This is a genomic window from Skermanella mucosa (genome assembly GCF_016765655.2).
GTDB classification, from domain to species: Bacteria; Pseudomonadota; Alphaproteobacteria; order Azospirillales; family Azospirillaceae; genus Skermanella; species Skermanella mucosa.
This window is the reverse complement of the sequence record NZ_CP086107.1, coordinates 69,481-82,757: the sequence shown is the minus strand read 5'-3', so window position 1 is coordinate 82,757 and position 13,277 is coordinate 69,481. Positions and strand designations below refer to the sequence as shown.

Annotated in this window: 12 protein-coding genes and 2 pseudogenes; 6 read left to right on the top strand and 8 right to left on the bottom strand. The window is 68.1% G+C overall.

The window, feature by feature from the left end:
* Positions 1-80 precede the first annotated feature (80 nt).
* Both istA and istB read left to right on the top strand, forming a co-directional pair.
* Positions 81-1,593 (top strand): annotated as a pseudogene (gene istA / locus JL100_RS30265) (IS21 family transposase).
* Positions 1,580-2,311, top strand: a complete 732-nt coding sequence (gene istB / locus JL100_RS30260) for an IS21-like element helper ATPase IstB (RefSeq protein ID WP_202685616.1) — start codon at positions 1,580-1,582, stop codon at positions 2,309-2,311. Before istA ends, istB begins: the two are co-directional and overlap by 14 nt.
* A gap of 637 nt (positions 2,312-2,948) precedes the next feature.
* On the opposite strand, the gene JL100_RS30255 is transcribed toward istB, so the two are convergent.
* The 3 genes from JL100_RS30255 to JL100_RS30250 are packed head-to-tail and all read right to left on the bottom strand — an operon-like array spanning position 2,949 to position 4,580.
* Positions 2,949-3,743, bottom strand: coding sequence for a hypothetical protein (locus tag JL100_RS30255; RefSeq protein ID WP_202685615.1), 795 nt, complete (start codon positions 3,741-3,743; stop codon positions 2,949-2,951).
* A gap of 55 nt (positions 3,744-3,798) precedes the next feature.
* Positions 3,799-3,933 (bottom strand): hypothetical protein, encoded by a 135-nt coding sequence (locus JL100_RS36595; RefSeq protein WP_267133629.1) that lies wholly within the window; start codon positions 3,931-3,933, stop codon positions 3,799-3,801.
* A complete protein-coding gene (locus tag JL100_RS30250) occupies positions 3,933-4,580 on the bottom strand; it encodes a hypothetical protein (protein WP_202685614.1) in 648 nt (215 codons plus the stop codon). Before JL100_RS30250 ends, JL100_RS36595 begins: the two co-directional genes overlap by 1 nt.
* Positions 4,581-4,840: 260 nt before the next feature.
* On the opposite strand from JL100_RS30250, the gene JL100_RS30245 reads away from it, so the two are divergent.
* Entirely contained in the window at positions 4,841-5,977 is a 1,137-nt protein-coding gene (locus JL100_RS30245; RefSeq protein ID WP_202685613.1) for a hypothetical protein, read from the top strand.
* A 5-nt stretch (positions 5,978-5,982) separates the two neighbouring features.
* Positions 5,983-6,963 (top strand): hypothetical protein, encoded by a 981-nt coding sequence (locus JL100_RS30240; RefSeq protein ID WP_202685612.1) that lies wholly within the window; start codon positions 5,983-5,985, stop codon positions 6,961-6,963.
* 150 nt (positions 6,964-7,113) lie between these two features.
* On the opposite strand, the gene JL100_RS30235 is transcribed toward JL100_RS30240, so the two are convergent.
* The 4 genes and pseudogenes from JL100_RS30235 to JL100_RS30220 all read right to left on the bottom strand — a co-directional run.
* Positions 7,114-8,268, bottom strand: a complete 1,155-nt coding sequence (locus JL100_RS30235) for a tyrosine-type recombinase/integrase (RefSeq protein ID WP_228421664.1) — start codon at positions 8,266-8,268, stop codon at positions 7,114-7,116.
* A gap of 154 nt (positions 8,269-8,422) precedes the next feature.
* Positions 8,423-9,238, bottom strand: coding sequence for an FUSC family protein (locus JL100_RS30230; protein ID WP_228421616.1), 816 nt, complete (start codon positions 9,236-9,238; stop codon positions 8,423-8,425).
* On the bottom strand, positions 9,235-10,293 hold the full coding sequence (locus JL100_RS30225) for a tyrosine-type recombinase/integrase (protein ID WP_202685610.1): 1,059 nt from the start codon (positions 10,291-10,293) through the stop codon (positions 9,235-9,237). The genes JL100_RS30230 and JL100_RS30225 overlap by 4 nt, the downstream gene beginning before the upstream one ends.
* A 56-nt stretch (positions 10,294-10,349) precedes the next feature.
* A pseudogene (locus JL100_RS30220) lies at positions 10,350-11,216 on the bottom strand (Tn3 family transposase); the annotation flags it as partial.
* Between the two features lie 69 nt (positions 11,217-11,285).
* On the opposite strand from JL100_RS30220, the gene JL100_RS30215 reads away from it, so the two are divergent.
* A complete protein-coding gene (locus JL100_RS30215) occupies positions 11,286-11,657 on the top strand; it encodes a hypothetical protein (protein ID WP_228421662.1) in 372 nt (123 codons plus the stop codon).
* On the top strand, positions 11,654-12,547 hold the full coding sequence (locus tag JL100_RS30210; RefSeq protein WP_202685831.1) for an IS3 family transposase: 894 nt from the start codon (positions 11,654-11,656) through the stop codon (positions 12,545-12,547). Before JL100_RS30215 ends, JL100_RS30210 begins: the two co-directional genes overlap by 4 nt.
* Before the next feature lie 151 nt (positions 12,548-12,698).
* Here the strand turns inward: JL100_RS30210 and JL100_RS30205 are convergent, their stop codons facing one another.
* On the bottom strand, positions 12,699-13,265 hold the full coding sequence (locus tag JL100_RS30205) for a hypothetical protein (RefSeq protein ID WP_228421614.1): 567 nt from the start codon (positions 13,263-13,265) through the stop codon (positions 12,699-12,701).
* Between the last annotated feature and the right edge of the window lie 12 nt (positions 13,266-13,277).

Below are 13,277 nucleotides of genomic sequence, written 5' to 3'. Positions count from 1 at the left end.
GGTGATCGGCGTCCAATAACCGGCCGCCTCGGATCTGGCACAATACCACCCTTGGTTGGACGAGGGGGTGGCACGCGGGGATGCTGACAGTGGAGACGATCGCGCGGATACGGCGGGAGCACGCGAAGGGGCGGAGCGTTCGGGCCATCGCCCGGGCGTTGAAGATCAACCGCGAGACGGTGGCGAAGTACCTGCGGTCTGGTGAGACGGCGCCGCGGTACGAGCGGACGCGGCAGCCCTATCCGAAGCTGGGGCAGTTCCAGGCGGAGCTGGAACGGCTGATCGCGGAGAACGACCACCGGCCGGCGTGCGACCGGCTCGACTACCGGGGGCTCTTCGACCAGTTGACAGCGGCCGGGTTCGAGGGCGGTTACGACGCCGTACGGCGCTACATCACGCGGTGGAAGCGGCGCCAGCCGGCGAGCGCGGCCGAGGCATTCGTGCCGCTGACCTTCGCACCGGGCGAGGCTTACCAGTTCGACTGGGCGGAGGAGTGGATCGTCCTGGACGGGGTGACGACAAAGGTGCAGGTGGCCCACGTGCGCCTGTGCCACAGCCGGATGCCGTTCGTGGCGGTCTATCCGCGCCAGACCCAGGAGATGGTGTTCGACGCCCACGCCCGCGCCGCGGCGTTCTACGGCGGCCTGTGCGAGCGCGGCATCTACGACAACATGAAGACGGCGGTTGACGCCGTGTTCGTCGGCAAGGAGCGGCGCTTCAACCGCCGCTTCGCCCAGATGTGCTCGCACTACCTGGTCGAGCCGGTGGCCTGCACGCCGGCCTCGGGCTGGGAGAAGGGGCAGGTCGAGAACCAGGTCGGCACGTTGCGCCAGCGCCTGTTCACCCCACGCCTGCGGGCGGCGACGCTGGAGGAAGTAAACGAGCGGCTGCGCCACGCCGTGGAGGCGTGGGCGCGCACCGCATCCCGAGTTCCCCGACCGGACGGTGTGGGCGGCGTTCGAGGCGGAACGGCCGGCGCTGGTCGCCGTGGCTAATGCCTTCGACGGCTTCCACGAGATCACGGCCAGCGCGTCGAAGACCTGCCTGATCCGCTTCGAGCGCAACCGCTACAGCGTGGCGGCGGTGGCCGCCGGCAAGCCGGTGCAGGTGCGCGCCTACGCCGACCGGCTCGTGGCGTGGTGCGACGGCACGGTTGTGGCCGAGCACCGGCGGGCCTTCGGGCACGGCCACACGATCTACGATCCGCTGCACTACCTGCCGGTTCTCGCCCGCAAGCCCGGCGCGCTGCGCAACGGGGCGCCGTTCCGGCAGTGGGAGCTGCCTGCGGCCCTGGCCAAGGTGAAGGCCCGGCTAGGCCGCTCCGACGAAGCCGACCGGCAGTTCGTCGGCATTCTCGCCGCCATCCTGACCGACGGCCTGGACGCGGTGGAGGCCGCCTGCCGCGAGGCGCTGGCGAGCGGGACGCACAGCCGGGACGTCGTCCTGAACATCCTCGCCCGGCGCCACGACGTCACCCCGACGGCGCCCGTGGCAGTGCCGGCGGCGCTGACGCTGACGATCGAACCGGCCGCCGACTGCGCGCGCTATGACGGCCTGCGCGCGGCACGGGAGGGCTGTCATGGAGCGGCATGAGCTGATGGCGATGATGGCCGAGCTCAGCCTGGCGGGAATGCGCGCAGTCTACGACGAGGTGATGGCCGACGGCCTGAAGCGGCAACGCACCGTCCAGCAGATCCTGGGCGACCTGCTGGCCGCGGAGCGCGCCGAGAAGAAAGCGCGCTCGATCCGCTACCAGCTCGGCGCGGCCAGGCTGCCGCTGGCCAGGACACTTGCCGAGTTCAACTTCGCGGCCAGCCCGGTGAACGAAGCGCTGGTGCGCGACCTGCACGACGGCGGCTTCCTGGAGACCCAGCGCAACGCCGTGTTCGTCGGCGGAACGGGTTCCGGCAAGACGCACATCTGCATCGCCATCACCGCCAACTGCGTACGCCGCGGCGCCCGCGCCCGGTTCTACAACGTCATCGACCTGGTGAACCGGCTGGAGGCCGAGACCCGGGCCGGACAGGCCGGCAAGCTCGCCGACCAGCTGACCCGCGTCGATCTGGTGGTGCTGGACGAGCTCGGTTACCTGCCGTTCTCCCAGAATGGCGGCCAGCTGCTGTTCCATACGCTGAGCAAGCTCTATTCCCGGACGTCGGTGTTCATCACGACGAACCTGAGCTTCGCCGAGTGGCCGTCCGTCTTCGGGGGCGACACCAAGATGACGGCCGCCCTGCTCGACCGGCTGACGCACCACTGCGACATCCTGGAAACCGGGAACGAAAGCTGGCGGTTCAAGAACCGCTCCTGACGTTCCTTCCGCCCGTGCCTTGCCCAGGGGGGCCCACAAGTTCCTTCCCACGCGCGCCGCTACGTCGGTCATGGCGGGCACTCCGCGGCGCGCGCGGGTCCCTCCAGTGGACTCCCTGGACAAGAGGTTCTGCAACCAAAAGAATGGTTGGATATTGGACGCCGATGCTGGCTGGTTATTCGAAGTCGATTGACACGCGGCCGAGGAGATCAACCGCCTGACCGAGCGGCTCGACCAGGCCCTCTGTGCCAACATCGAAGCCTATTACAATCGAGCGCGCCTGCATTCGACCTTGGGCTATACCACCCCAGAACAGGCCGAGTTTCAACGCGCATAACCCGGTGTCCACTTTGCCGGGGGAAGGTCAATCCCTTGCTCCTTGGTCCCGAGGGCGTTGGCACAGAGCGCCGTCACCTCCATGCTGGCGTGGCCCATTCACTTGCTCAACATGTTCAGCGGCACGCCCGAGCCGATGGCGTGCACGCCGTAGCCGTGGCGCAGGCCCTTGGGGCAGCGGTGCGAGCCGTTGAGGAGGTCGCGCCTCATGCGTCTCGAAGGCCTCCTTCCGAGCGCCCTGCCCTGCGCCCGGTTTTAAGCGACCTTCGACGGTCAGCCCTCGGATCGGTCGGCGCTTTCTTCAGCAGGCCTCCTTGAGCCGCTCCCGCAGGAGCACGAAGGCGGCCGACCTGATCTGTGACACGCGGGCCGTGCCGATATCCAAGAGGGCGCCAACCTCCGTCAGACTGAGTCGCTGGCCCTCGGCCCTGCAAGTATCCGCGATGATGCCCCCTCTCCGCGCCCGTGCGATGATCCTCTCGACCATGCGGCCCGTGAAGCCGGCGTAACCCGCAAGGGCACGAAGACCATCGACGGTCCGCGGGTTCCACTGGTCCTCGGCGTAGTCGGTCGTTGCTAGGACCACGAACAGCGAGCGCGGTGGCCTCAGGTCGGCCAGAGCAGTAGGCAGCAGCTTGCGCAGCTCCTTCTGATAGGCGATCCGAGGGGCCAAGGGCTCCGGCTCCCGGAGCACCTCCATCTCCTTGTGCGCCCTTTCGTGCTTGTCTCCCCTTCCTCTCTCGGTCCTGAGTTGATCACGCACGAGCCCCCGCAGGATCGCCCGGAGGGGCACACTGAGCGTCACCCCGTCGGAGCGATCAAAGCGGACCTTGGTGTCACAGAGACGACCCTCCCGCCCCCTCACAACGAGGCCCAGGGCCTTCCTCGCCAGGTTTCTATAGAGGCGCTCCTCGTCGAGAACGGTGGCAACCGCGCTCGGCCTCCGGTAGGCCTCCAGCACCTTCTCCAGGAGCGGCCACGTCTCGTGGATGAGGTTCGACGTCGCCCGCGGCGCCTCGGAGAGCGGCGCCCTACCCTCGACGATGGCGAAGATTCGCTCCTCGACCTCGGTGAACTGGTAAGAGTTCCTTTCCATCCCGACCCCCAGGCAGGTTGTACCCCTCCTCATCCCCGTCGTAGGTGGCCGCGGCTCACGTCGTGGTAATCGGCATGGTCTTGCTGGCCACCACCGTCGGCGGCGGCGTATCATCCACTGAGCCCCTCGGGCCGCTGGCGGCAGCCACAAACAGAAACGCAGCCAGGACGAGCGGGATTCGCTTGGACATCACTCACCTTCCTCCATCCATGGGTTATGCCGGAACACCTTTCGCCGGATCCCGGGATCGGCACGCAGCCGTGCCAGCAGGGGATCGTTCCGCGCGCGCTCCATAATCAGCGGGTCGCAGCGCCAGCCGGGGATCGCTCTCTCCAGCGCATCCAGATCGGCCGAAATAACGTCGTCATCCCGGTCCTGGCAGTCGGCGCAGAGAAGCTGGATGTGGCCCCCTGGGTATCGGGGGGACGCCTTGATCGCCTTCCGCGCCCACTCCCGCGCCTCGTTCAGATCGCCCCAATTGAGGGCTATCGTGCTCAGGTTGACACAGATCCTCGCCTCCCGGTGCTTGGTCAGGTCCAACGCCTTGAGGAGGCGTGGCCGAGCCAGGTCGTCCTCGTAGAGTTGCATGTAGGCCACGCCTATCGCGACCAAGGCATGAGGGTCGCGCTCCAAGTGAGGGTCGGCCTCAAGGGTCCTCACTGCCGTCTCGGGCTCCGGGTCGGGTCGGCGCTCTACCGCCTCGAGCGCGGCGAGCAGCGCCGTGCTGTCGACCGGCCTGTCCGCGGGGGATGGCTGCGTGGGGGAGTACCTGGGCCAGAACTCCCTGCCGAGTTCCTCCTCCAGCGCGTCCTCCAGGTCGTCGAATCTAATTGGCATGATCGCGTACCTCTCTCGGTCTGCCTGTTAACGCGCGGGCGTGCTCTGGTTTTAGGAGAAAGTAGGCAACTTCAGACCAAATTGTTGAAATAACATGGTTCTTCGACTGATTCCTCTGCCCTTCCTGATCGGCGCTGGCGCCTCGCCCCTTTCCCTGTCGAGGGGCAGCACACCGCGGCGGCACGGGGCCGCGGCCCCTAGGCATCGAAACTCGCCAGCGCCGGCCGTGCGGGCGCTGGCGACGGACTTTGGGGGATTTCATGCTCGTCATCATTCGCAGGGGGATCGCTGTCATCCCGGTCAGCGTCATGCTCCTCATCGCCCCCGGCGTGTTCGCCGACGTCACGCCGCCACCGAAGCAGGCTGTCGAAGCCGTAGAGCGTGCCTCCCGGGACGCCGCTGCGGAATCGAGCCACCTCGCTGACGAGGCCATCGAACGCTACCGCGAGCGTTCAGTACAGCCGGAGGCCAGGGCGGGCCGGAGGATCGAGGCGGCGCGCAATAAGGCCAAGGAGGCGAAGGAGAACATCGAGAGGGGCAACAACTATCCTCTTGAGACCGGCATGGAGCGCACGGGCTTCAAATACGATCGCCCGAACATCATCGTGAGCCATGACGAGACGCGGATCCCGACCGTCCACGTCACGATGAAGATGCGCTTGTTCAAGTACCCGTACCCCTCCACTTGCGTCGTCGGGAAGACTAAGGTACTGAAGACCAGGGTTGAGTGGAAGAACAAGCACATCGGTCTCGGCATCAAGACTAAGGTTCCGGTCGTCTCAGGGTGGTGGGACACGACCGAGATCAGGGCGCCGTGCCTAAAGACGGGCGAGATCAAAACCAAGGTACCTGAGTTCAAGGCCGGCCACACCACCATCCGGCTGCCACAGGTGGCCGTCGAGTGGGAAACAGTCGAGGCCAGCTTCCACCTCCCGCAGTTCACCATTCGCGACTACCCGGAGCAGCTCAACGACGCTGAGGACGAACTCTCCAAGGCCGAGGAGCAACTGGACCGAGAACTCGCGACGATCCACGATGCGGAGGTGCGGCGCTTCACCAAGGAGGCCGCCGGAGCGATTAAGGAGCGCTTCAAGCAGGCGCGCGCGGAGATCGAGGCGGTTGACCGCGAGGCCAAGCAGCCGTTTATGACGGCCATCGATGAGGCCGAGACCGCCAAGCGCCGGATTGACCGGGAGATTAGGGCGGCCGGCGCCAAGGCCTCCGAGGCGAACGGGCCCAAGGCCTACATCGACGGCCAGATCGCGATGCTCCGCAGGCACCTCAAGACGATTGAAAGGCAGATCGCGGGTGTTCTCGAACGTCTGCACCAAGCCGAGGAGGCCGCTCTCGAGCAGGCGCTCGGTGGCGGCCTCGCGCAGCCCAAAGAGGAGGTCTAGCAAACATGTTACGCCACATCTTGGCGATGATCTTGGTCGCCGCCCTTGGCTCTCTGCAGGCGGCGCATGCACGCATCTCGCCCGACTTCCTGCAAGCGCTGGAGATGCTGCAAGAATTCTACGACGCGGGATCGACGCTGGCTGATGGCGCCGCCGCCGCCGCCGCCGGCCCTATGGCTGTCGACGACGATGTGGTTGAGGCGCTCCACAAGAAGCTCGAGTTGGTCTCTCGTCACCGAGTGCAGCGTCGCGTGCCGCCCTTTCCGATCAAAACGGCGCGCGCCTTCTCGCCCGATCTCGCGGTGCGTGAAAAGGTTCGGCGCGAGTACCGCGACTTTCTCAAGGCCGATCAGGCCGAGATCGATATCTATAAGGAAAAGTGGTCGCGGCTTCGCGCGGAGCGCGACCGCTGGAGGTCGTCCCGCGATGAGCTACTCGCCATGCAAAAGACTATTGAGAGGATCCTCGAGGATCCGATAGTGAACGGCTATATCCGCGATCTCGCTTACCTTTGGTTCGACATATCGACGCTTGTGGCGCCAAAGGTCACAACGCTCGCTGCGGAGTACGACCACCGCCTCGACGAGTACGAGCGAGCGATAGAAGCACGCGAAGCCGAGCACCGGCAGAATCTGCACGACCTCGAGGTGCTTGAGGTCATCCATGGCGTGCGCTCGTGGGGCCTTGGAAGCGAGGCCGAGGTTCCCTCCGCAGGAGATAACGCTCCACCGGCAGCCCGGCCTTCGAAAGGCGCTTTCGGCGGGGATTCTCTCACTGCGCGGGTCGAGCGGAAGATGAATCGCCTCCGGGACAGTGCTCTTGAGGACGTCCGTATAGAGCGGAGAGAGGTCGGACGCATGAGGGAAACGGCGGACGCAATCCTGAACAGCCTGCCCGCCGCGGCATTGCCGGGCCCGCCGGTGATGATCCCCGGTTCGGGAGGCGACGGGTTTGACGCCTGGATCGAGCAGCAGTTTCCCCAGTAGGGGTCACGCCATAGAACGGGCATTATGTGGAATCTATCTGTCCAGCAAAATGATTTTGATCCGACGGTGTCGCACAGCGCCCCCGACATCCGGGCCGGATAGTCCGCCTTCGTCAGGCCCTAGTCAAGCCTGGCCCTGACGGGCCACCGCCTACGGCGGCGCTGGGCTTGACAAGGGCCTGTCTCCAGGCGGTTTTGCTCCACCATCGGATGCAGGGGGGCGGGTCGCTGCACTGTCAAGCGTGACCCCGGCTGTCGGTGCGGGGGCCTTGGCCAGTTCGCGGGGGGTCGGGCCGGCCGGTGTCGGGGTGTCGGCCAGCCGCCCCAGCAAGCGGTCGAGCGCGTCACGGTCGTTCTCCACGGCGGCCTGCTCGTCCTCGGTCAGCGGAATCGTTGCCAAGCGGCGCTGTATGCTCTCCCTGGCCTCGAGAAGCTGCGCCTTGGAACTCGACTTGGGCAGGTAGAAGTCGCAGCGGGCGCAGGCCATGCGGTGCGGGCACTGCTCGAAGAAGGTGTAGCTGCAGTAGCCGTGTCCCAGGTCGTAGTGCTGCCAGGGCGCGCCGGCCGCCGCGGCTCCGGTCTCGACGGCTTGGCGGTCGATCAGCACCTCGATGGTCCGGACGTTGCGGGCGAAGTAACCGGCGTCGGCATAGGCGCGCGTGAGCGTGTTGGGTGTGATCGCGGCGTAGTGCTGCGTCGTCTCGGGCGAGCGATGACCGAGCCAGGCCTGGAGTTCGAAGAGCGTCATCGGCTCCTTGGCGTTGTAGAGCTGGCTGGCGATCGTCGCGCGCGCCCGATGGCTGGTGATCCGCCCGCGCACGTCCGCCGGCGGGACCCCGCCCTTGGCGCACAGGAGCGGGATGATGGAGTTGTTGATGTAGGTCTTAGCGACGGTAATCCCGCGGCAGGCGAAGAGCAGGTCGACCGGCTCCCCGATCTTGCGATCGGGGATCGGCGGCTGCGCCGGTCGGACCGCCTCCCAGGCCTCGATCGCGCGGCCAACCAGCGGATCGACCGGCTTGGTGAACGCCGCGCCGGTCTTATGGACCGGCACGTCGAGCAGGCACACCGGAGGGACCGCCGGGTTGGCTGCGTCGGTCTGCCAGCGCACGCAGCCGACGCGCAGGCGGACGATCTCGTCGCTGCGCTGGGCGGCGAAGAGCCAGGTGATCGCGATCGCGCGCACGAGTTCGACCGGGTAGGCGACGATGCCGCGTGCGGCGACATCCTCGGCCGTAAGATTGAGCCCCGCCCAGAGCAGTTTCGCCCAGAGGTCGTCGGCGATGACCCGCGGCTTGGGGAACATGAGAGCCCTGATGGCGCGCGGCGTGGCAAGCGCGGTCGAGGGATTGAAGCGGGGCGGACACCAACCCCATTCGTGGCAGTCGCGGAAGAACGAACGCACTACGGAAAGGTAGGCCGCCTTGCTGGTGGCCGCGAGCGGCTGCCCCGCGCGTCGCTCAAGGCCGGCGCGCCTTTGGGCAAAGTCGCCCACCCTCATGCGGTCGACACGGGCGACGAACGCAGCGCAGGTCGCGCGCGTCCAGTCGCCCGGAGCTTCGACGCCGGGCTGCTCGCGCGCCATCCAGCGGCCCGCCGGCCCAGGCGGCGAACGCTGCATCGGCACGCAGGCGTGCGAGAGCGTCGTCGGTGAGGTCCTGGAGGTGGGGACTGCGGTTTCGGAGCAGGAGTTCGCAGACGATCGTGCGGATCTGGGGATCGCCCGATCCCGAGCGATAGCCCAGGCGCGTCAGCGTGCCCGCGACGTCGTCAATGGCCCGCTCCAAGGCCGCACGGCCGAACACGCGCCAAGCCAGCGCCAAACGATTGAACGGCCCGAGGTGGTGGAAGGAGTCGAAGTTGCCAAGAAGGTAGGCGTAGGCGGCAACGCAGGAGCGGACCGAGGCGTCGAGCCAGCCGGGCCAGGGATTCTCGAAGGCGGCACGATCCCTTCCGATCAATCCCGTCCAGTCCTCCGCGGACCACCCCCAGAAGGCTGAGCCGCTCTCCGCGCACCGGTGGAGGACCAGCCCGACCGCGTCCAGCGAGGTGCGGCGGTGGTGCCTGGTGTCGGGCAGGTCGCGCAAGGCCCGCCGCGCGGCGTCGAGCGGCACGACAAGGCGCGCGACCAACGCCCATTCGGACCGATGGGGGTCGTGGCCGCGTCGTCGGCGCAAGTCCCAGCCGAGCGCGAGGAGCGCTCGATGTTCGTCCACCGACAATGCGGGCGACCGATCGAATCCGGAGGTGTCAAGCAGCATGACCGAAGTGCTCATGGCGTTGCCATCAATCCGGCCGCGGCGAGGAGCGCGACGCGCCGGTCGTGGATGTGGGCCATGCCGCTCGCGAGCTTGGCCGCGAGGTCGCGACCCGAGAGATGGATGTAGAGCATCGTCGTCTCGGGCGAGCGGTGCCCGGCGAAGGTCGCGATGGCGTGGATTTCCCAGCCGGCTCGGGCGAGGTCCGTGAGGCACAGGTGGCGCAGGGTGTGCGTGGCGAACCGCGGGACGCCGGCCGCGAGCGCGATGCGGCGGACGACCTTCGACCACGTCCAAGGCGTGAGCGGCGCGGCCGGGTTGCGCCGCGACTCCGACAGGAACAACGGGCCGCGGGCGTGGCTGAGCTCGCCGCGATGCGCCAGGTAGGCGCGCAGCAACTCGCCCGACGGCGCCGAGTAGGGCACGACCCGCTCGCGGCGTGACTTGGTGGTCTCGGCCCGCACGCGCAGCAGTCGCCGTGCCGGGTCGATGTCGTCGGTCCGCAACGAACAGAGCTCCTCACGCCGCAGGCCGGCGTCGTAGGCGAAGGCCAGCATGGTCCGGTTGCGGATCGGTTCGCGCGCCGCAGCCGCCAGGACCGCGGACCAGTCCTGGTCGTCAGGGATCCAGGGCAGCCGTGACTGCCGGGGCACGAGGCCGCGCTTGCCACCACCGGGACGGCCGACCGTCGCACGGCGGCCTCGGCCAACCGGACTGACCATCCGCAGCCCTTCCTCGACGAGGTATTCGTAGAAGAGCCGGACGGCGGTCAGGCGCTGCTGCACCGTCGCGTTCGCCAGACGCGCCGGTGAGGGGACGGGATCGCCGGGGGTCGGGCGCTGCGACGGGCGCTCGGTCAGATGGCGCACGAACCGGGCAATGTGATCCCGCCCGGCTTCTACCGGCTCGACAGCGCACTCGGTGCAGAAGGTGAGATATTCGGACAGACCGCGGGCGTAGGCGTCAAGCGTCCGCGGCGCCAGTCCGAGGTCTGCGCGCATGCGCAGCCACGCGAGTGCCGGCGGGCTTGTGGCCAGCGCAGGGAAACGTTCCTCGATCGAGCCGGATGACATTGTAGCCCTCCGATCTTCGGCTTGGTTGTCGCTGCCTGATTCCAAGTAACATAGATGAAGAGGGTCCTGGCCAGCCGGCCCAGCTCCCGCAACGCCGCGGCGACGCCGTTCTGGCGCGGAAAGGCGGCCAGCTGGCGCAGGATCACCGAGGCCGGTACCAGGCCGTTGCGGATGGACGCGGCGATCCGCAGGATGTCGTCCCAGTGGACCCGGATGAGCCCGACGCTGATCCGCCCGGCGATCAGCGGCTCCAGCGACGAATAGGTCGACGGCTTGTCGAAGCTGTACAGGCGCCGGTCCTTCAGGTCGGGGATGCGGGGCGCGAAGCGGATGCCGAACAGATGGCAGATCGCAAACACATGGTCCGAGACCCCACCCCCATCGGTGTGATGGCGGTGGTGGGTCATGTCCGCCCGATGGTCGAACAGCGCGTCGAGGACGTGGAGGGCCTCGCTGGCGGTCGCCGGGATGACCTTGGTGGAGAACGGCGCGTAGCGGTCGGACAGGTGGGTGTAGAACTTCACCCCCGGCTCATGGCCGTAATGGGCGTTGAGACGGGCGGCGGGGCGCCCGCTTCCGGCGGCCCGGAAGAACTGGCCGTCCGAGGACGACGCCGTCCCGCCCCCGAAGACCGCCGCCAGCGGTTCCCGGTGCTGCCGGTCGGCCAAGCGCTGCAGCGCCAGGGCGTAGGTTTCCTCCCGGATGTGCCAGTCCGCGGTCCAGGCGAGCTGGCCGAGGCTGGCGACCGAGCAGGCCTCGGCCATGCGCGTCAGGCCGAGGTTGAGGCCGTCGGCGAGCAGGTCGGTCATCAGAACCCGCCGGTCGGCCGCGGGCTCGCCGGTCCGCAGGTGGGTGAAGGCGTCGGTGAACCGCGTCCAGCCGTCCACCTCGGCCAGCAGGTCGGTGATCCGCACCCGCGGCACGGCCCGGTGCGCTGCGATTGATCTGCCGTCGATGAAGTTGGACACCGGATTGTCCATATGGAAGAAGCGATGGAAGATCCGAAGAACACACCCAAGCTGCCGACGGACTCTGGTGAGAAAGCCGGGCCGAAGGTCATTCAGCGCTGGAGCGCCGCCCGCAAACGCGAGGTGGTCCTCCGTCTGCTGCGCGGTGAATCGCTCGACCTGATTTCCCGGGAGATCGGCATCGAGACTTATCGGCTGGAGCGTTGGCGCGACAAGGCGCTGACGGCGATGGATGCCGGCCTGAAGGAGCGCGCCGACGACGATCCCGTCCAGGCTGGTCTCGACGCCGCCCACAAGCGGGTCGGCGAGCTGAGCATGGAAGTCGAGTTGCTGCGCGCCAAGATCGGGCGCCTGGAGGCTGGAACCCCTTTTCCCCGGGCGAGGTCGCGAAGATGAGCGCGGCGATCTCGCCTTCAACCCAGCGGCCCTACGGCGTGCAGCGGGTCTGCCGCATCTGGGCCCTGCCGCGCTCGACCTTCTACCAGGCGCGTCGCCCGGCCAACGCCGCTCCTGCCAGGCCACGCGGCCCCAGGCCGCCGGTCGATGACGCCAGCCTGCTCGCCGCCATCCGGGCCGACCTCGCCGCCTCGCCGTTCTCCGGCGAGGGCCACCGCAAGGTCTGGGCGCGCCTGCACTACGGCCTGGGCCTGCCGGTCGGTCGCAACCGCGTGCTGCGCCTGATGCGCGACAATCAGCTGCTCTCGCCGTTCCGGCGGCCGCCGCGCCCGGCCAACGACCATGACGGCACCATCCTGACCGAGGCCCCGGACGTCCTGTGGGGCACCGACGCTACCCTGGTGCAGACATCCCAAGAGGGCCGGGTCTGGGTATTCGCCGCCATCGACCACTTCAACTCCGAGGTCGTCGGGCATCATGTCTCGACCGATGGCTCGCGCTTCGCGGCACTCGAGCCAATCAGCCAGGCGGTGACATCCCGGTTCGGCGGGATCGCGGCCGATGCCGCCCGCGGCGTGGCGCTGCGCTTGGACAACGGGCCGCAGTACACGTCCCACCACTTCTCCCAGCAGATCGGCCACTGGGGCATGGCGCTGAGCTACGCCTTTGCGCACCAGCCGCAAGGCAACGGCGTCATCGAGCGGTTCTTCCGGACCCTCAAGGAACAGGCGATCTGGGGCCGGAGCTTCCGCACCGCCGCCGAAGTCAGGGCGGCGGTCAGCGATTTCGTGGCCCGCTACAACGCCGCTTGGCGACTGGAGCGGCTGGGCTACCTCAGCCCGCGCGACTACCGGAACCGCCACCGCCAGCCGGAAAGCCTTGCCGCATGATCCATCCCGATGTTCGATCGAGGGCTGACCATCCCGCCGTCCCGACCTGCCACCCGGCAGGCCGCCGCGCGCAGGCCCGGTCAAGCAGGGCCATCGGCCCCCGCCACAGCGGCTTGTGCTTGACCGGGCCGAGCACGGTGGCATCCTTCCTTCAGGTCGGAAGCCCACAACCCCGACCAACCACCCCGTAACCCTTCGCCGGTGTCCAATCTATTGGTGGCGGTACACGGTGCGCTGCGATGAAGCGGTCAAAGTCCGCCTCGACCGCGACCGGCACGGTGCCGTCGCGGCGCATCTCCGCCAGGGTGGACGGGGAGACGAGGCGGTCCTCGAAGGAACGGTACTGCCGGCTGCCCGTCACCCACACGTCGCCGGCGCGCAGCCGGTCGCGCAGTTCCGACAGCACGCACAGCTCGTAGTGGCGCCGGTCGATGGCGCCGCCAGGCAGGACGTAGCGCGCCCAGCGTGGCCGGACGAAGGCCGTCGGCGCCGAGTCCGGCAAGGTCGTGGCCCCCGTCCGGTTGACCGCGCGCAAGACCTCGACGGCGCGCAATAGCGGGGCGGCGGCGGCAACACGCTGGAAGACAAACGCCTCCAGAAACGCCGGCGCCCAGCGGCGCACCCCCGCGTAATGCTCGCCCAGCATCTGGAAGGCGTCGAACTCCTCGCCGCGCGCCAACGCCTCGGCCTCCGCGACGCTCGCGCGGAACCGCTCCAACGGGATCACCGC

What these genes read in the sequence shown, in the direction of transcription:
- JL100_RS30235 (WP_228421664.1), bottom strand. Translation starts at nt 8,268, where the DNA reads ATGTTCCCCAAGCCGCGGGTCATCGCCGACGACCTCTGGGCGAAACTG.
- JL100_RS30225 (WP_202685610.1), bottom strand. Translation starts at nt 10,293, where the DNA reads ATGTCATCCGGCTCGATCGAGGAACGTTTCCCTGCGCTGGCCACAAGC.
- JL100_RS30215 (WP_228421662.1), top strand. Translation starts at nt 11,286, where the DNA reads ATGGAAGATCCGAAGAACACACCCAAGCTGCCGACGGACTCTGGTGAG.
- JL100_RS30240 (WP_202685612.1), top strand. Translation starts at nt 5,983, where the DNA reads ATGTTACGCCACATCTTGGCGATGATCTTGGTCGCCGCCCTTGGCTCT.
- JL100_RS30245 (WP_202685613.1), top strand. Translation starts at nt 4,841, where the DNA reads ATGCTCGTCATCATTCGCAGGGGGATCGCTGTCATCCCGGTCAGCGTC.
- istB (WP_202685616.1), top strand. Translation starts at nt 1,580, where the DNA reads ATGGAGCGGCATGAGCTGATGGCGATGATGGCCGAGCTCAGCCTGGCG.
- JL100_RS30210 (WP_202685831.1), top strand. Translation starts at nt 11,654, where the DNA reads ATGAGCGCGGCGATCTCGCCTTCAACCCAGCGGCCCTACGGCGTGCAG.
- JL100_RS30255 (WP_202685615.1), bottom strand. Translation starts at nt 3,743, where the DNA reads ATGGAAAGGAACTCTTACCAGTTCACCGAGGTCGAGGAGCGAATCTTC.
- JL100_RS30230 (WP_228421616.1), bottom strand. Translation starts at nt 9,238, where the DNA reads ATGAGCACTTCGGTCATGCTGCTTGACACCTCCGGATTCGATCGGTCG.
- JL100_RS36595 (WP_267133629.1), bottom strand. Translation starts at nt 3,933, where the DNA reads ATGTCCAAGCGAATCCCGCTCGTCCTGGCTGCGTTTCTGTTTGTGGCT.
- JL100_RS30250 (WP_202685614.1), bottom strand. Translation starts at nt 4,580, where the DNA reads ATGCCAATTAGATTCGACGACCTGGAGGACGCGCTGGAGGAGGAACTC.